Below are 17,465 nucleotides of genomic sequence, written 5' to 3'. Positions count from 1 at the left end.
GTGGTGTGAGTTAGCTTGACACAGTAGCGCTCCGGAGCGTCAGGTCGGCCCCGCTTGGCGGGCAGCGAGACACGCGATCAGTCTCTGAGTCGCTCGTAGGCACGGTTGATCTCTTTGAACTTCTCCCGGTCGCCGGAGTCGGTGTCGGGGTGGGCGGCTTTCACGCGCTCGCGGTAGGCGGCCTTGACTGCGGCCTGGTCGGCGCCCGGGTCGAGGCCGAGCGTCCGGTACGCTTCCGACCGCGTGAGGTCGTTCGCTTCCGGCCCTCGGCCACCCGGGCGTCGCCGTCCGCCTGCACCGCGGGCGCGCTCCCCGGGAGCCTCGGCAGCGCGGCGGCCGGGGCCGAACCCCTCGAAGTCGCGTGGACCGCCTGCTGCCGCGCTCCGCCGGCGCCGGGTGCTCCCCGCAGTCCGTTTCACTCGCTCGCCCAGCGACCCGCTTGCGTGGTACCAAAGCAAGTACGTCGCGGCGCCGAAGATGGCCGCAAACAGCAGCAGAAACGGCTGATAGACCGCCGCGAGGACCGTAAAGAGCACAGTCGTCCCGGCGAAGACCGCTGCGATTCCGACGACGATTCCGTCTCCGTCCACGACCGAAGGGAGGGAGCGGAGGCCTGTAAGCGTCTCGGCGGCGAGGCGTGTTTCACGTCGCGAGGACCCCCTACCCGTGTCCGAGACGACAGAACGAATACGGCGGTCCGGAAAGGAGGGGCTATGATCGCGCTCGAGGAGACGTACATCGAGAACCGGGTTCTCGTCCATCCCAACGACACGAACAACTACGATATGGCCCACGGCGGTAACGTCGTCAAGTGGATGGACGAGGTCGGCGCGATGTCGGCAATGCGCTTTGCCGGCCAGACCTGCGTCACCGCCCGGATGGAGAGTGTCGACTTCCACCAGCCGATCCCCCGCGGCAACGCCGCACTGATCCAGTCGTACGTATACGCTGCGGGGACGACGAGCGTCAGCGTCTACCTCCGGGTGTTCAGCGAGGATCCCCTGTCCGGCGAGCGGAAGCTCACCACGGAATCACACTTCGTCTACGTCGCCGTCGACGAAGACGGGAGCCCGACACCGGTGCCGGAGTTGGACAGCTCCTCGGAGCGGGCGACAGAACTCAAAACGGCCGCCGACGGCGACGGGGACGTTCCGACCGTCGACAAACAGTGGAGCGAGTGACGCGGATCGGGAATCTCTGCGGCTGCGTCAGGGAGATTTCCGGGGGACGGAACCTGAGCTGAGCGCTACTGACCGCCACGCGGATCGCGGCCGGGGAGCAGCCCCTGAGAGAGGAGTCGGCGAGCGATCACGATCAGCCCGTTGCGGAACCCGCCACCGAAGATTGCCTGTTCCTGGCGCGTGTCTTGGACGATCGTGCTGACGAGAATGTTCGACCGATCGACCAAGAGAAGCCGCCCGATCACCAGGTCGTCGTCGAACTCCGCCTGCGGACGCATCCATCCCAGTCCCGACACGAACGTCGTTGCGTCCGGGAGCGAGTTGTGGATCTCCCGCTCCAGGGATTCGGTGACCGCTCCGACGAGGACGTCGACCGTCTCGTTCAATTCAGTCAGTGTCGTGATCAGGTCCTCTGTCAAGAGCGTGTCCTCGCCGAGAACCAAGACCACTTCGTCCTTGGCCTCCGTGATCAGCCTCCGCGAGCGGTTCGCTACCGCGTCGTTGCCGGAGAGCGCCCACACCTCCTGGACCGGTCCGTTGGATTCCGGTTCGGCGTCGCCGGCGGTTTCGAGCGCGTCCGCGAGTCGATCAACTCGGGCTTCGTACTGATCTCGGAGGGTCTCGGTCGCCTCCTCCAACGGGACCGCCCGGAACTGCTGCGGGCTCGAATGCTGAATCTCGACGAGCCCCTGCGCCTCCAGGACCCGGACGGCGTCGTACACCCGGGTCCGCGGGACTTCGGTAATCTCGCTGAGCTGTTTAGCCGTTCCCGTCGAGAGCCGCGAGAGCCCGACGAAACATTTCGCTTCGTACTCTTTTAGCCCGAGTTGCTGCAGTACCTCTGTCGCCTCTTGGAGTGCGTCTTCAGTGCTCATTTGTCCCAACCACAACCCGGGAGAACCCGAGGTCCTTCAAAACTCTCGCCGCAAGACAGATATGTGTTGTTACTCCGAAAAATAGAGAATGGCGCGTCTCCACAAAAAGGGGGCCAGACCGACGATGACACCGGAATCGGGTTGTCACAGTCGGAGTCACAGTTCTTGCTGGCTGGGACAAGGGGCAGTTCCGACGGGACAGAGCCGGTCACTCGATTAATCACAAAATCGTTATACGTAGGGGGGGAGTAGCCCAACCTGGCACGTCCAACGGATCTGTGTCCCAACCACAACCCGATGCGTGCCGACTCAGTCACGTTCCGTGGCTGAGTTCGTCTGGCTGAACGGCGAACCCCCGAGCAGTCGCTATGGACCGCGCTGGGGCACGAATTGTCACAGAATTATCAAAACCTCTCCTTCGACTGGCCATTCCCGCGCCGACCGGTTTCGATATCGCGACATCAGATTTATCGCGACGCCACTGCGGGACGAATCAGTATTTTCAACACTGCCGGAGTCGAACGGGGCTGTATGAGCCTCGAACGCGAGTACGAGTGTCCCGAATGCGGTCACTCGGGCTTCTGGAAGACTGCGTCGATGGAGCTTCACCTGGGGACGAAGACGAAGTGGAGCTGCAACGAGTGCGGCTACGGGCTCATCGAGATCAACGGAATCAGCACCGCAAAAGCGTAATCTCTCGTTTTACCGGGTCGTAATCCCAAGGCGCTCCTACGACTCGTCCAGCGCCTGCCAGGAGAGCCGCGGGTTCCGCGCGGCGTCGGCCTGGTCGATACGCCCTGCTGTCGTCTTCGAGGGCGATGCCGCCAGTTCGGACTCGTCGTCGGTCATCGCCGCGTTGAACGCGGCCGCGAGGTCGTCGAGGGACTGGCGATCCTCCGCCTCCGTCGGTTCGGTGAGCATCGCCTCGGGAACGAACTCCGGCCACTTGGTCGTCGGCGGGTGGACGCCGTAATCCAGCATCCGCTTTGCGACGTCGGCCGCGTCGCGGTCGCCGGCGGTCGCCGCGAATTCGTGGTGGAACGGGTCGTAGGGAATCTCCATCTCGAGCTGTTCGGCCAGATAGTTCGCGTTCAGGACAGCCTTCGCCGATGCATCTTCGAGGCCCGAATCGCCCAGGCGGGCGATATAGGCGTAGGCTTTCACGAGAACGAGCCAGTTGCCCTCGTAGCCGTGGACTTTGCCGATGGTCTGCTCGGGGTCGTAGAGCTCGTACGTTCCTCCCTGTTCGCGGACGTGCGGACTCGGCAGGAAGGGCACGAGTTCCTCACGCACGCCGACCGGCCCCGCGCCGGGGCCGCCGCCGCCGTGCGGCGTCGCGAACGTCTTGTGGACGTTGTAGTGCATCACGTCGAAGCCCATATCGCCCGGCCGGGCTCTGCCGAGCAGGGCGTTGAGGTTCGCGCCGTCGTAGTAGAGCAGTCCACCGGCGTCGTGGACGATCTCGGCGATCTCGACGATGTCGCGCTCGAAGAGCCCCACCGTGTTCGGGTTCGTTAGCATCAGCGCGGCCGTATCCTCCGAGACCGCCGCACGAAGGGCCTCGAGGTCGACGCGGCCGTCGTCCCCGGAGGGAAGTTCGACCACGTCGTAGCCCGCCATCGCGGCGCTCGCGAAGTTCGTCCCGTGGGCCGACGCGGGGACGATCACCTCCGAGCGGTCGTGGTTCTGTGACTCGTGGTAGGCCTTCGCGATATGGATGCCCGTGAACTCCCCGGCGGCACCGGCCGGCGGCTGCAGCGTCACTGCGTCCATCCCGCCGATGCGCGCGAGGTAATCCTGCAGCGCATAGAGGAGTTCCAGCGTCCCCTGGACGCTCTCCGGCGAGCGGTCGGGGTGGACGGCCGCGTTCGGATCGGCCGCGACAGCCTCTGTGAACGATGGATTGTACTTCATCGTACACGACCCAAGCGGATACGGGCCGGTCTCGACGCTCCAGTTCATCTGGGAGAGTCGGGTGTAGTGTCGCGACAGTTCCGGCTCAGACAGCCTGGGGAGTTCGAGTTCGTCCCGGGTCAGGTCGTCGGGGAGCGGCGACGCCTCGTCGACGTCGACGTGCGTCGTGTCTTTCTCCGAAAGCAGCGTTTCGTAGCGGTCCTCGTCGCCGTAGCGTGCTTGATCGTGGTTCATCGGTGCGCCTCCAGAGTCGGTGGTGTGGTACGCTGTCGGTGCGGGTTCCTCGGCCTCATACTGCCTCCTCGAACGCGTCGACGAGCGCATCCGTCTCTGCGGCGTTCACGTCCGTGACACACACCTGGAGCCGGTGTTCGTCGACCACGTGGACCGCAAAGCCCTCGGATTCGAGGTCGGCGGCGATGGCCGAAGCGGGCTGGTCCGTCCGGACGAGGAACTCCCGGAAGTGGTGGCGGTCGTGGACGGGCGCTTTGATCCCGCGGACCTCGTTAAGCCGCGCGGCCAGCGACTCCGCTTCCCGGACGCACTGGCTCGCGAGGTCGACGAGGCCGTCGGGACCGAGCCACGCGAGGTGCATCGCGGTCCGCAACGCCACCCACGCCTGGTTCGTACAGATGTTCGAGGTGGCGCGCTCCTTGCGGATGTGCTGTTCGCGCGTCTGTAACGTCAACGTGTACGCGCGCTTGCCGGACGCATCCTCGCCCGCCCCGACGAGCCGACCGGGAACCTGCCGCAGGAACGACTCGCGGGTGGCAAACAGCCCCAGTCCCATCCCGTAGGCGGTCGGGAGGCCCAGGGCGTCGGCCTCGCCGACGACGACGTCGGCGCCGACGCTCGCCGGTTCTTCGAGCAGCCCCAGCGCGACGACGTCCGTGCCGAGACAGAACAGCGCGCCGGCCTCGTCGGCAACCTCGCCGACCGCCGAGAGCTGTTCTTCGATTGTCCCCCGAACCGTCGGGTTCTCCGCGTAGATCATCGCCGTCTCCGCGTCGGCACTCTCCGAAAGTGCGTCGACGTCGACGTTGCCGTCGTCCGTCGGGTACGTCGCCACGGTCAGGTCCGTCCCGTCGACGTAGTTGTCCAGTACAGCGCGTTTGTTCGCCGAGAGCAGGTCAGGGACGAGCACGGTCGTGCCCGAAACCCGCCGAACCCGCCCGGCGAGTCGCGCCGCCTCGCCGAGCGCCGTCGCGGCGTCGTACATCGAACAGTTCGCGACCGGCAACCCCGTCAGTTCGACCAGCAGCGACTGGTACTCGAACAGCGCCTGCAGGAAGCCCTGGGTGATCTCCGGCTGGTACTGGGTGTAGGAGGTGAGAAACTCCGCCCGCTGAGAGAGGTCATCGATCACCGAGGGGACGTAGTGGGTGTGGTGCTCTCGGCCGAGGAACTCCGTGAGGTCGTCGTTCTTCGCGAACATCGCCCCGAGCTCGTCACGGAGTTCCCGTTCGCTTCGGGGTTCGATGCCGAGGTCGCCGTCGAATGCGACCGACGACGGCACGTCGAACAGATCCGCCTCGCTGTCGACGCCGACCGCCTCGAGCATCGCCGCCGTCTCCTCGGGTGTGTGCGGCGCGTAGGGACTGCCCACGACGCGTTCGTGTCGTCCGGTGTCAGTCATCGTCGGTTACACCCACTCACTCAGTCTGCTCACGGTACTCCTCCGCCGACAGGAGGTCGTCGAACTCGCTTTCGTCTGCGACCTCGACTTCGAGCATCCACCCGTCGCCGTAGGGACTCTCGTTGACCAGTTCGGGCTGGTCGAAGAGCTCGTCGTTCACCGCAGTCACGGTGCCCGAAACGGGCGAGTAGAGGTCTGAGACGGCCTTGATCGACTCGATGACGCCGAACTCCTCGTCTCGGGCGATCTCGTCGCCGACCTCGGGCAGTTCGACGAAGACGACGTCGCCCAGTTCGTCCTGTGCGAAGTCGGTGATCCCGACGGTAGCGGTGTCTCCGTCGGTCGTGGCATACTCGTGCGATTCCTGATACTTGCGGTCTTCGGGTACTTCGAACATCTATGAATCCTGGATGAATGGTGTGGATGCGACTTCCGCGCGTTTCTCCTGGCCTCGAACGACGACCGGGAGGTCCGTCCCCGGGTCCGATAGGGCCGTCGGGACGTAGCCGAGTGCGATCGCCTCGCCCAGCGTCGGGCTCATCGTCCCGCTCGTGACGTGCCCCACGACGTCGCCGTCGGCGACGATCTCGTAACCGTTGCGGGCGATCCCGCGCTCGCGTAATCGGATCCCGACGAAGATCTCGTCCGGCCCCTCGGCGGCGACACCCGCCAGCGCCTCGCTGCCGACGAACTCCGTGTCGAGGTCGACAGTCCAGCCGATCCCCGCCTCGTAGGGGGTGCGCGGCTCCGCAGCGGGATCGAAGTCCTGCCCCGAGAGGAGATAGCCCATCTCGGTGCGGAGCGTATCCCGGGCACCGAGCCCGCAGAGTGTGCAGTCCGCTTCGAGTGCGTCCCAGACGGCTTCGGCGTCCTCCCACGGACAGAGGATCTCGAACCCGTCCTCGCCGGTGTATCCCGTGCGGGATACCCACGAGCGAACGCCGCCGACCTCAGCGTAGGCTCCCTCGCCCCACGAGAACGACTCGACGTCCACATCGGACGTCGCGTCCGTGAGGACGTCGACCGCGTCGGGCCCCTGCACTGCCACCATCGCCCACATCTCGGTTTCGTTATCGACCTCGGCATCGAGGTCCCACTCGTCTCTGTGATCGACCCACCGCCGGTAGATCTCCTCGTCGTGGCCGGCGTTCGGCACGAAGAGGTACCGGTTGGCGTCCGCTTCGGGGAGTCGATAGACGATCGTATCGTCGATGATTACTCCCGAGTCGTCGGTGATCGCGGAGTACTGGGAATCGCCCGGGGAGAGATCCCGGACGTTGTTTGTCGTGAGCCGTTGCATCAGCGTCGTCGCGTCCGGGCCCGTGACGACGATTTCGCCCATGTGGGAGACGTCGAAGAGGCCGACCGATTCGCGGACGGCAGTATGTTCCGTCCTGATCGAGTCGAACTCGACCGGCATCTCCCACCCCCCGAAGTCGGTGAACGTCGCGCGAGCGCCGTACACATCGGACAGCGGCGGCTTTCGAAGGGCCATACTGGCCCTTGGTACGGGAGAACAAAGGTTTTGGTATGTTTGCTGAGATCCGGAGCAGCCGAGCGAAATAAACCGTCGAGTGCGATATCAAATTCGGAACTGATAGATCGGCTGGGGATTCTCCGCAGAGTGGTGGTGAAGACGGACTCTGAGAGATGTGGGGACCGCTGAGGCGATCTCTGGAAAATTGCGAGGGGGTCTCGTCTCTGAGACGTTCGACCTGCCATCACTACCTGGTGAGTATCGTTCGAGAGGGCAACGACTTCCATCCCCACGACGGGGACAGCGCGGTCATCTCGGGGGCAGTGTTCAACTCCCGGCGGCCGAACCGGCAGGCGAGACGCTCGATTCCGCACGGGGGGCGCCCTCAGCACGCCAGACGTTCCCCCGAGCCCCGACCCGGGAGAGGTGGATCCGTACTGACTCGCCGCTCGCCAGCGACGAAAGCGATTCGCGCGTGGACTCGTCGGCGTATTCGACGAGGTGGTACGTTGCGTTCGTCGCGGTCGACCGAACGGTGACTGCACCGTGTGCGTTCATCTCTTTCTCGATTGTGTATAATCCTGGTGATCCGAGCGTATTCGCACTCATTATATCCAGTCGTACGGCATATCAGTTGATAAATCTAGCCTATAAGGAGTAATAGGTGTATATTCGGATACTGGATGCGTCGACGCGCCAACGGGCTAGCAGGCAACTGTCGTTCGCCGCATCGTCGCCGTTATGTCGATTCCCGCGGTACCGGGAGTATGGACCTTCTGGGACGGCTGTTCGCCGAGGACGCGCCGGCACCGCGCGTGGCGCTCTTCGTCGACGGCCCGAACGTCCTCCGCGACGAGTTCGACGTCGACCTGGATGACCTCCGGGAGGCGGCCGCGGCGGTGGGGCAGTTGACGGCGACGCGACTCTATCTCGACGAACACGCGACGCCAGGGTTGATTCAGGCCGCGGAAGCGCGCGGGTTCGAGGTAATCGTCACAAGCGGCGACGTTGACGTCCGCCTGGCGGTCGACATCACCCGCTTCGCCGTCGAAGGGCGCGCGGACGTGATCGCAGTCGCCTCGCGTGATACGGATTTCAAGCCGGCGCTGGAGACCGCAAACGAGTACGGCTGCCGGACGCTCGCAGTCGCCCCGGGGGAGTTCGGACGCTCGGACGCGCTCCGCAATGCCGCGACCGAACGGGTGACGCTGGAAGAAAACGAGGACGACGGGCCGACGCTGGTCGGCTACGACTCGTAGTCGCCTGAGCGGGGACCCGTCTAACCCAGACGACGCGAGCGATGTCCGCTCGACCGAAAGCGGACGGACTTTTGCGCCGGACCGCCCATAGCGGTGTATGGACGACCTCGACACGCCAGTCCTCGATAACCACCTCCATCTCGACCCCGAGCACGGGCGCGGCGTCGACGCCGTCCGCGACTTCGCCCGCCTGGGCGGAACCCACCTGCTCGTGGTGAACAAACCGTCGTGGCTCCTCGGCGTCGAACCGGAATCGGGCGCGGACTTCCGTCCCGTCTTCGAGACGACACTCGACGTCGTCGACGCCGCCTCCGACCTGCTTTCCGGCCGGGCGTGGCCGGTCCTCGGCGTCCATCCGGGACTGATCTCCCGGCTCGTCGACGAGCGGGGCTTCTCGCCCTCGGCAGCGGCGGAGTTGATGCAGGCCGGACTCGACTGCGCCGCGGAGTGCGTCGCCGACGGCGACGCGCTGGCGCTGAAGTCCGGGCGTCCTCATTACGACGTGAGCGACGCCGTGTGGGAGGCCTCGAACGACGTGATGCGCCACGCGTTCGCGCTGGGCGCAGAACACGATTGCGCCGTGCAACTGCACACCGAGGCGGCCGAGGACCTAACCGAAGTAGCGGCGTGGGCCGAGGAACGCGGCCTCCCGGCCCACCGCGTCGTGAAACACTACGCCGGCGGTCGGCTCGCGGGGCCGACGCCGAGCGTGATGAGCGAGAAGGATCGGCTCACGACCGCCGCGGAGTCAGGGGAGCCGTTCCTGATGGAGACCGACTTCGTCGACGACCCCGACCGACCGGGAGCGGTACTCGGGCCGAAGACCGTCCCGCGTCGCGTCCGGTGGCTCCTCGAATCGGGTTACGACGAGGCTGTCGAGCGCGCTCACGTGACAACGCCGAAGCAGGTGTACGGGATCGACACGCGCGCGACGCTGTCGCGGTGACAGAGTCCGTAGGATTCCTGCGTCGACGACACACGGGCGATCCCGCTTCGGCGACCGCTGTATCGGCGGAACTGCGACCCTCGACAGGAAAGGCATTTGAATCCCGGCGGGAATGGTGGAGTATGACCGACGAGGCCGAGGAGACCTACTACACCGAAGAACGATGGCAGAACTGGCTTTCACGCGTCGAGGAGGAGGACCTCGACCCCGAGAACGAAGACTCCGCGCGCCTGCTTTTGAACCTTCAGGACGACGCCGCCATCGCGGTGGCGAAGATTCTCTCCGCCTACGAGGACGGTCGTCTGGACGACGAGGAGGCAATCGAGGAACTCGAAGGGGTGCGCACGATCGTCCTCTCGGAGCCCGATCTGGACATCGAGGATCCGGACGTGCGCGCGGACAAGGAGATGCTCGTCGACGGCGTCCAGACCAGTCTCGTCTGCGTCTTCTACGCCGCAGAGGAGTACATCGTCGCGGGCGCGGCCGAGGAGGCGCCGCTCGAAGAGTACGTCGACGCCGCCGCCGCGGCCGAGACTGACGACGATATGGACGCCGCGCTCGGCTACCTCGTGCAGGCGGGCACCCGGATTATCGAGGGCGACGAACTCGATATGACCGTCGTCGACGACCTGGAGTACGGCCTCGTCTCCGAGTGGATCAACGGCCTCGACAGCCTCCAGAGCGCGATGAGCGACCCCGAAGTTGTCGAAGAAGAGGACTGATAATGAGCACTCTCACTAAACGAGAGTAATCAGTATGAAACGGTCCGCCAGATGGGTGTCCAGTTGTCGTCTCCCTGCGGCGGCGGGTCGCGTGAAACGGTCGTGTCCGACCGGATGATCGGCTGACGGCGTCGACGGGACTCCCAGGCCTCGGGCGCTCGGAATCAGCGGCACGTTTTTACACGCCAACCTCAGAATCGAACGTATGTCGTTCCGGGACGCCGACAGAGCAGTGACGGTCCAGATCGGCGCCGTCATTCTTCTCGGCTTCCTCGTCATCTCGCTGTCGCTGTATCAGGCGACAGTCGTCCCAGATCAGAACAAACGCATCGAGTTCGAACACAACCAGCGCGTGCAGGCGGATCTTCAGGGTGTCAGGAACGCAATCCTCGGGACAGCCGCGACTGGCTCTTCGGCGCCGACAGGCGTGGAACTCGGAACGGCCTATCCCTCCCGTGTCGTTGCGGTGAACCCGGCGCCACCGAGCGGCACGCTCTCGACTACTGACCTCGGGGCGATCGAAGTGCGGAACGCGACAGCCGACGATCCCGCCACGCCCGGGACAGATTATCCGGAGACGGCGGACTTCTGGAACGGATCGACACACAGCTACCCGACGAAATCGCTGGCGTACCAGCCGAACTACGCGAACTACGGGAACGCGCCGAAAACGATCTTCGAGAACGGCGTAGTGTTCAACCGGTTCCGGTCTGGCAACGTCACACAGACCGGTCAGCCGGTCGTCTCAGGGAGGCGAATCTCGGTCGTCGCACTCTCCGGAGACCTCTCACGCGGGGGAACTGGCACCCTTACGCTCGATCCACAGCCCGTGAGTGTCTCGACGCGGACGATCAGCGTCTCCAACACGACAGCCGGTGAGAACGTCTCAGTGTTCCTCCCTACACGACTGAGCGCCGATACGTGGAAAGACCTCCTGAACGAATCCGGCGAATACGACCCCGACGCGAACGCGACCAACGGCGCGTACGTCTACCGGGTCGAGGACCGATCGAACGGCGTCGAGTTGTACTTCGAGGCCGGGACGACGTATCAGCTGAAACTCTCGAAGGTCGGCGTGGGAGCGAACGCCGGCGACACCGATCCGGCGTATCTGACGAGTGCCGAAGGCCTCACCACGAGCCCGTTCGAGGGACGGACGTACCCATTCGTGGTCGAAGCGCGCGATAAGTACAACAACCCGATCGGCGTGCAGGTCAACGCCTCCGCCAATCGCGGGACGGTCCCGCCGGGAACTGTGCTGGAGCCGGGACGCTACCGGTACGAATACACCGCACCCGACAGCGACGGTCCAGACTGGGTGAACGTGAGTTACCGGTCTGCGGCCGACGGTGCTGAGTACGACATCACCGATCCGGCGTTCAACGGGAGCAAAATAGAGAACGTGCAGTACGCCGTGATGGTTCAGGGGGCAACTGGTGGCGGTGGCGGTGGTGGGGGCGGTGGCGTCTGTACTGTTGGAACCAACAACAATCCGACTGCATTCCAATTTAACAACCTCGACGGCTTCAACTCGAAACCGTCGCCTGATCGCTGGGACATCAGCCAAGTGAATGTTCAGGACCAGGACGGCGATAATGACCTCAGCGAATTGAAGTTCGAGATAGCTGACGAAGGTGGAGTCGTTCGGGCGACATATACGGTCCAGATATCCGGCCAGCAGTACCAAGATAAGAACCTTAGGATAGATCCTGATGATTCGACGTACGATGTGCAGAGTGGAGAGATATACACTCTCACTGCCACAGTATGTGACGGTGACGGGAATAGCAGGACAGAGACTCGCCAGGATTCATCGTAGTTTGAATATTCATATCTAGCCTAGATCATCAGTTATCGGCGAAAGCACAACCATATACCTGGATTGATATTTTATATAATAGTATACATCAGCTGTTCGAATAATCTATACTGTCTGAGTTTGTGGTCTGCGTTTCAGATATGAGAATAGTTACGAAAGGTTTAGCCTCAAACGGAGGTCGATATGTATATAGTGAATATTTTCGCCACTGACCGCGCGCAGGTCGAATCCCTCGGGAGCCTGCTCCTCATCGCGGTGGTCGTTGTCAGTGCGACGACGTTCGGCGCCTACTACGTCGCGTCATCGACCGGCGGATCGGCCAACGGCGGCGCGGGCAGCGCGGGGAACGCAGGCAGTGTCGACATCGAGGCCTCGGCGCGCGAGGACGTTCTGCGGCTGTCGCACAACGGCGGTCCGGCGCTTTCAGTCGACGCGCTCCGCGTCGTGGTCGCCAACGGCTCCGGGGACGTCACCTACACGTTCGACGACGGCAGGATCCGCAACGGTGGCGGAAACGGCCTGTTCGATCCGGGCGAGACGTGGCAACTCGACTGGACTCAGCCGGCGGGCACGGACGTCACCGTCTCGGTGATCAACGACGACGCCGGGACGCTCGTGTTTCAGGAAACGATAACGATCCCGGCGGAATCAACTGATCGACCCGCGAACCTCGCACAGGGGGAGACGGCCGTGGACGGTGGCGGCGAAGATCCCGGCGAGAGAGACGGGGACGACGAAGATGGCGGAGACGAGGGAAACAATGGGGAAGACGCGGAGGTCCCTGCCGAACCGTGGCTAGACATCGACGACGACGGAGCGTTCGAGACTACCGACGGGGATGTGACCGTCGACCTCTCGTCTGGAACTGTGCCCGGAAGTTACTCCGAGACGGCGTCGTCAGCCACGCTTCGGATTCCGAGCGACGTAACGATCGATACTGGGCGAAACGCGATCGATCTGAGTGCCGAGAACGTAAGCCTTTCCGGAACGCTCCGAACGAAAGGTTCCGTCACGCTCGACGTGCCTGGATACGTCGACCTGACTGAAGGTACGATCGACAATGCAGCCGGATGGAACAGTGTTACGATAAAATCAGGCGAAGGCCGCGTCAGCGGCGACAGTACATCCATTCAATCAAGGGGAAGTATCTCGATCTCCGGAAACCAGGGCGTGCGGCTGACAGAGTCGGTCGTCGACAACGCCGCCAACTGGAACAGCATCAGTATCAAGTCCGGCGAAGGAGAGACTGATCTCGCAGGGACAACCGTATCCTCGCGGGGGAGTATCACCGTCTCGGCGCCAGGTTCGGTGCACCTACGCGATGCACAGATCAATAATCTCCGAGGATCGAACAGTGTCACCCTCAAGTCCGGGGAGAGTACCGTCGTCGCCATCGGGGGGAGCGTCACCTCGAAGGGATCTATCGTCGTCTCCGGATCGCAGGGCATCCAGATGAGGTCGGCTTCGATCACCAACGCCGCCGGGAGTAACAGCATCACCCTCGTGTCCGACAACGGGGCTGTCGACGCTCCCAGCACTGATATTAGCTCGAAAGGAAGTATCTCCGTCACCGGATCGACGGACGTAGATCTCGCCTCCGCATCGATTGACAACGAAGCGGGATGGAACAGCGTCACTGTCTCGACGGACGGGGGCTCGGTGTCGGGCGATCGGCTGACGATCAGGTCAAAAGGAAGCGTGACTGTCGAAGGTGAAGATGGGATTGCCGCTCGAAACGCAGAGATATTCACCCAGAGTTCGATAGCGATCACAGGATCAAGCGCCGTCGATGTCGGCCAGTCGCTGATCACTAACGACGATGGAGACGGTAGCGTTACCGTGACGTCGGACAGCGAGAGTGTCAACGCCGTCCGCAGCCGTCTTACCTCCGGTGGGAAAGTGTCCGTCACCGCAGAGTCGACAGTGCGACTGACGGAGGCAAAGATCGATAGTACAGCCGGATGGAGCGGGGTGTACGTCACTTCCAAGAGCCGTCATCTCGCGGGCCGTGACTTATCGGTCAAAACAAAGGGTGCTATCCATCTCACCGGTGGTGAGAACGTGACGCTGACGAGCGCTGACCTGGACGCCTCCGAGGGCTGGAATAACATCAAAGCGAGCTCCGGAAAACACCTCAAAATCGATGACGCCTCGGCGGTCAGCCGAGAAGAAATCTCGCTGACTGCGGGACGCGGCATCAACGCTACAGCGTCGACGCTCGACAACGCAGAGAGCTACAACAGCATCTCTCTCACAGTGGGCGACGTGGGCGACATAAAGCTCGTCGAGGCGAAGATTCGGTCACGCGGACATGCAACAGCGGTGGTGCCTGAGGAATCGAGTGACGGCCCAGGAGAAGGCAGAGGACGTGGGAGGGAACAAAGCCAGGGTCGCGGACAGGACGACGGAGATGACAGAAACGGTTACGTCGTCAATGTCACCGACGCCGTTATCGACGACACGGACGAGTATCTGAAGGTCTCTCCGGAGAACGCAGTGGTCGGCGACCCGGAATCGGGAGCAGCCGGTGGCAGCTGAGACAGACGCCTTCGACAGACGACGTACGCAGTCATCGACAAAACCATATGCGCAGCCACGAAACTCGGGGCTATGACCGCCGTCGGCATCGACGCCATCGAGATCCGGACGGGAAAACTGCGACTTGATCTCCCCGAGACCTTCGCCCCGGCCAAGGGCGAAGACCCCGGGAAGTACGCGAAGGGGATCGGGATCCAATATTCCTCGCTCCCCGACGTCTACGAGGACATCGTCACGATGGGCGCAAACGCCGCGAGGGAACTGATGGATCGCAGGGGGCTCGTCCCCGACGACATCGGCCGGATCGACGTCGCGACCGAGTCCGCGTTCGACAACTCGAAACCCGTCTCGACGTACATCGCGGGCTGTCTCGAATCGGTGTACGACGGCGACTTCCACCACGCGAACAAGGGCGAGCGGAAGTTCGCGTGTCTCTCCGGCACCCAGAGCGTCGACGACGCGTACAACTGGATCCGCGCCGGACGGAATCGCGGGCGCGCGGCGCTTGTGATCGCGACCGACACGGCGCTCTACGCACGCGGCGACCCCGGCGAGGCGACCCAGGGCGCCGGGGCGGTCGCGATGCTCATCGACGAGGACCCGAACATCGTCGCGCTCTCGACGGAGCAGGGTTACGGGAGCGCCGACGAGACCGACTTCCTCAAGCCGAACCAGCAGTTCCCGAGCGTCGACGGCAAGCGGTCGATCCAGGTGTACCTCGCGCGGATGCGCGAAGCGCTGGAGGATTACGAGTCCGTCGCAGGCGACACGCATCCGGACGACTTCGTCTACTTCCCGTTTCATACGCCGTACCCGGGGATGGTCCGGAAGGCCGCGCTGCTCGGCTACCGGCACATCACCCGGAACACCGAAGTCGAGGAGGCCCTCGCCGAGGACATCGGGATGCAGCCACGCGAGGGCGACTACGGGAGCCGGGAAGACTACGAGGAGGCGATCCGCGGGTATATGGACGAACTGAAAGAGACGCGCCGCTATCAGGAGTGGTACGAGCGAGCCATCGACCCGACTGTCGACATCTCGGGACAGGTCGGCAACTGGTACACCGGCTCGGTGCACGTCGCGCGGCTTTCGGCGCTCCGTGCGGCCATCGAAAACGACGTCGCGCTCGCGGGCGAGAAACTTCTGGTCGGCTCCTACGGGTCCGGCGCACAGGCGGAGATTCACGCCGAGACCGTCCAGGACGGGTGGCACAAGGAGGTCGACGCCGTCGACGTCGACCAGCAACTGGACGGGCGCTACGACCTCTCCTTCGAGGAGTACGAGCTAGTCCACGACGCACACAACCACGAGAAGGAAGTCGACGTCGACGCGTTCACCCAGCCGTCCGGGGAGTTCGTCTTCACCGGCTGGGGGCGGATGAACGAGCGACGTTACGAGTACGTCGAATAGCGGGACGTGAGGAGAGAGCGCCCCGGCGAATCCGGAAAGCGACCGCCGTCGCTTCAGGGCAACCGACGCAGGTCCTCCAGCATCTCGTCGAGATCGCGGTTCGAGATCGCGAGCGAAAAGCCGTCGATCGTCGCGAGCGACGGCGCGTGCTCCCAGAGGTCGTCTTCGGTGAGTCCGTGGAGGACGACCGCGTTCGGCGTGGGGTTGACGACGCGCATCGCGACCAGCGGCGACTCTCCCCGCGTGACGCCGGTGAACACGAGCGCTCGCGAGGTCGACTGCCCGTAGAGGCGGTAGAACTCCTCGGAGGACAGTCGGGTGATCGCCTCGATGCTGTTGATCACGGTGTGACCGCTGATGCGGTCCTGGTCGCCGCGAACGAGTTCGGTCGCATCCATCGCGTCGTACAGCGTCTCCAGCGGGATCGAGGTCGGATACTCCCGGAGGTCCTGGACGATGTCGCTTTCGAAGCCCGCAGAGATGACACGGGCGTACTGGCGGATCCGGCCGCCGCCGCGTGACTCGTCGATATCTAAGAGCGCCTCGACCATCCGTCGGACGACGCCGATTCCCGGGCTCTCGCGGCGGCCGCTCTCGTAGTCGGAGATGACGGAGGAGGAGACCTCCAGTTGCTCGGCGAGGGCTGTCTGTGAGACGTCGAAGTCCGTGCGCCACTTCCGGAGGGTCGCCCCGGGGTCGTCGCTCAGCGTGATCTCCCCCGCGATCCGTCGCGCGAGATCCTCCCGCGGAACCGTGGTCACGGCAGTCCCCTCGCGATCGGCCTCTCTCGGTTCATACCGGTCTCACGTCCGGGAGGCGGGCGCAAAAGGGTGTCGAACGGGGGGTTCGACGACCGCCGATCACCCCTCGCGGGAGAAACGTCGAGGCGTCCGTGCAGGAAGAACGCCAAGCCGTCCGCGTGGGAAGAAACCCAAGCCGACCTCGCAGGAACGTTCAAGTCCGCTCGCGCGCCAGAGTCAGCCGTGCCGTCGACCCTCGTCCACGTCGCGCTCGCGCTTCTGCTGGCTGCGGCCCTGCTCGGCGAGGAGTTCGACGGGCGGGCCGCACTGGTCGTCGCCGCCGCGACCGTCCTCCCGGACCTCGACGTGGCGCTCGAACCGTTCATCTCGGGTGCCCATCGCTCGGTCGGCCACACCTTCCTGTTTCCCGCGCTGCTTTTGGCCGCGCTCGTGTGGGACGCACGGCGTCGCGATCGTTCGCACCTCCGCTCACGCTTCGGCGACCGCGGGGTCCGTCTCGCGTTCGTCGCCGTCGCTTGCATCTTCGGGGCCGCGATCGTTCCCGACCTCGTCGTCGGCGGCGTCAACGCGTTCTATCCGCTACACGACGCCTTCATTACGGTCGACGGCCGGCTGTTCTACTCGACGGACCGGGGATGGGTCCAGACGTTCGTCGACCTCTCGCCGCCGGAGCCGTCTGAGCCGTCCGAACCGTCCCAACCACGGACGACCGAGAACTTCCGGTTTCGGACGGTTCTAGACGCCGAACCGACGCTCGGAGTCGAGGACAGCGGTGGCGGCGGCAGCGGAGAGCCACAGCGCGTCGAGCGGCTCTTCCCGGTCGCGATGACCGGCTTTCGCGCGTGGCTGCTCCCGCTTTCGGCGTTCGTGACGGCCGTTCGGCTCCGGCGGGCGTGAGCGGGGGAGGAGAGATGGGAGCGCTCTTGT

17 protein-coding genes are annotated in these 17,465 nt (G+C 64.2%); 9 read left to right on the top strand and 8 right to left on the bottom strand.

Annotated elements, in window-relative coordinates; translation table 11 throughout:
* Positions 1 to 77: 77 nt before the first annotated feature.
* Positions 78 to 590 carry a J domain-containing protein gene (locus RJT37_RS00580; RefSeq protein WP_313686891.1) on the bottom strand — a complete coding sequence of 171 codons (513 nt, stop codon included), beginning with the start codon at positions 588 to 590 and terminating at the stop codon, positions 78 to 80.
* 123 nt (positions 591 to 713) lie between these two features.
* Between RJT37_RS00580 and RJT37_RS00575 the strand changes: the two genes are divergently transcribed.
* Positions 714 to 1,181 (top strand): acyl-CoA thioesterase, encoded by a 468-nt coding sequence (locus RJT37_RS00575; protein WP_313686889.1) that lies wholly within the window; start codon positions 714 to 716, stop codon positions 1,179 to 1,181.
* Between the two features lie 65 nt (positions 1,182 to 1,246).
* Here RJT37_RS00575 and RJT37_RS00570 read toward each other — a convergent pair whose 3' ends face one another.
* Positions 1,247 to 2,056 carry a TrmB family transcriptional regulator gene (locus RJT37_RS00570; protein WP_313686887.1) on the bottom strand — a complete coding sequence of 270 codons (810 nt, stop codon included), beginning with the start codon at positions 2,054 to 2,056 and terminating at the stop codon, positions 1,247 to 1,249.
* A gap of 531 nt (positions 2,057 to 2,587) precedes the next feature.
* On the opposite strand from RJT37_RS00570, the gene RJT37_RS00565 reads away from it, so the two are divergent.
* The gene (locus RJT37_RS00565) at positions 2,588 to 2,749 is read left to right on the top strand and encodes a DUF7838 family putative zinc beta-ribbon protein (protein ID WP_313686885.1); all 162 of its coding nucleotides are present in this window, start codon (positions 2,588 to 2,590) and stop codon (positions 2,747 to 2,749) included.
* Positions 2,750 to 2,785: 36 nt separating this feature from the next.
* Here RJT37_RS00565 and gcvPB read toward each other — a convergent pair whose 3' ends face one another.
* The 5 genes from gcvPB to RJT37_RS00540 form a co-directional block, all read right to left on the bottom strand.
* A complete protein-coding gene (gcvPB, locus tag RJT37_RS00560) occupies positions 2,786 to 4,204 on the bottom strand; it encodes an aminomethyl-transferring glycine dehydrogenase subunit GcvPB (protein WP_313686883.1) in 1,419 nt (472 codons plus the stop codon).
* Positions 4,205 to 4,259: 55 nt separating this feature from the next.
* Positions 4,260 to 5,606: an aminomethyl-transferring glycine dehydrogenase subunit GcvPA gene (gene gcvPA / locus RJT37_RS00555; protein WP_313686881.1), complete on the bottom strand. Its 1,347-nt coding sequence runs from the start codon at positions 5,604 to 5,606 to the stop codon at positions 4,260 to 4,262.
* A 16-nt stretch (positions 5,607 to 5,622) separates the two neighbouring features.
* Positions 5,623 to 6,003 carry a glycine cleavage system protein GcvH gene (gene gcvH / locus RJT37_RS00550; protein WP_313686879.1) on the bottom strand — a complete coding sequence of 127 codons (381 nt, stop codon included), beginning with the start codon at positions 6,001 to 6,003 and terminating at the stop codon, positions 5,623 to 5,625.
* A complete protein-coding gene (gene gcvT, locus RJT37_RS00545; protein ID WP_313686877.1) occupies positions 6,004 to 7,101 on the bottom strand; it encodes a glycine cleavage system aminomethyltransferase GcvT in 1,098 nt (365 codons plus the stop codon). It lies immediately after the preceding gene.
* Between the two features lie 309 nt (positions 7,102 to 7,410).
* Positions 7,411 to 7,692, bottom strand: coding sequence for a DUF7999 family protein (locus tag RJT37_RS00540; RefSeq protein WP_313686875.1), 282 nt, complete (start codon positions 7,690 to 7,692; stop codon positions 7,411 to 7,413).
* Positions 7,693 to 7,850: 158 nt separating this feature from the next.
* Between RJT37_RS00540 and RJT37_RS00535 the strand changes: the two genes are divergently transcribed.
* The 6 genes from RJT37_RS00535 to hmgB all read left to right on the top strand — a co-directional run bounded on the left by RJT37_RS00535 (position 7,851) and on the right by hmgB (position 15,777).
* A complete protein-coding gene (locus tag RJT37_RS00535; RefSeq protein ID WP_313686873.1) occupies positions 7,851 to 8,342 on the top strand; it encodes an NYN domain-containing protein in 492 nt (163 codons plus the stop codon).
* A 97-nt stretch (positions 8,343 to 8,439) separates the two neighbouring features.
* On the top strand, positions 8,440 to 9,288 hold the full coding sequence (locus RJT37_RS00530) for a TatD family hydrolase (protein WP_313686871.1): 849 nt from the start codon (positions 8,440 to 8,442) through the stop codon (positions 9,286 to 9,288).
* A 122-nt stretch (positions 9,289 to 9,410) separates the two neighbouring features.
* Entirely contained in the window at positions 9,411 to 10,010 is a 600-nt protein-coding gene (locus RJT37_RS00525; protein WP_313686869.1) for a DUF2150 family protein, read from the top strand.
* 205 nt (positions 10,011 to 10,215) lie between these two features.
* Positions 10,216 to 11,829 (top strand): hypothetical protein, encoded by a 1,614-nt coding sequence (locus RJT37_RS00520; protein WP_313686867.1) that lies wholly within the window; start codon positions 10,216 to 10,218, stop codon positions 11,827 to 11,829.
* A gap of 192 nt (positions 11,830 to 12,021) precedes the next feature.
* Positions 12,022 to 14,367: a hypothetical protein gene (locus RJT37_RS00515; protein ID WP_313686865.1), complete on the top strand. Its 2,346-nt coding sequence runs from the start codon at positions 12,022 to 12,024 to the stop codon at positions 14,365 to 14,367.
* A 72-nt stretch (positions 14,368 to 14,439) separates the two neighbouring features.
* Positions 14,440 to 15,777, top strand: a complete 1,338-nt coding sequence (hmgB, locus tag RJT37_RS00510; protein WP_313686863.1) for a hydroxymethylglutaryl-CoA synthase — start codon at positions 14,440 to 14,442, stop codon at positions 15,775 to 15,777.
* A 53-nt stretch (positions 15,778 to 15,830) separates the two neighbouring features.
* Here the strand turns inward: hmgB and RJT37_RS00505 are convergent, their stop codons facing one another.
* On the bottom strand, positions 15,831 to 16,538 hold the full coding sequence (locus tag RJT37_RS00505) for a helix-turn-helix domain-containing protein (protein WP_311172510.1): 708 nt from the start codon (positions 16,536 to 16,538) through the stop codon (positions 15,831 to 15,833).
* 222 nt (positions 16,539 to 16,760) lie between these two features.
* On the opposite strand from RJT37_RS00505, the gene RJT37_RS00500 reads away from it, so the two are divergent.
* Positions 16,761 to 17,435 (top strand): metal-dependent hydrolase, encoded by a 675-nt coding sequence (locus RJT37_RS00500; protein ID WP_313686861.1) that lies wholly within the window; start codon positions 16,761 to 16,763, stop codon positions 17,433 to 17,435.
* Positions 17,436 to 17,465: the final 30 nt, after the last annotated feature.

Origin of the sequence: Halobellus marinus (genome assembly GCF_032113415.1) — an archaeon.
Taxonomy (GTDB): Archaea; Halobacteriota; Halobacteria; order Halobacteriales; family Haloferacaceae; genus Haloquadratum; species Haloquadratum marinus.
The sequence above is the reverse complement of the archived record's forward strand: the minus strand, read 5'-3'. Positions and strand labels throughout refer to the sequence as shown.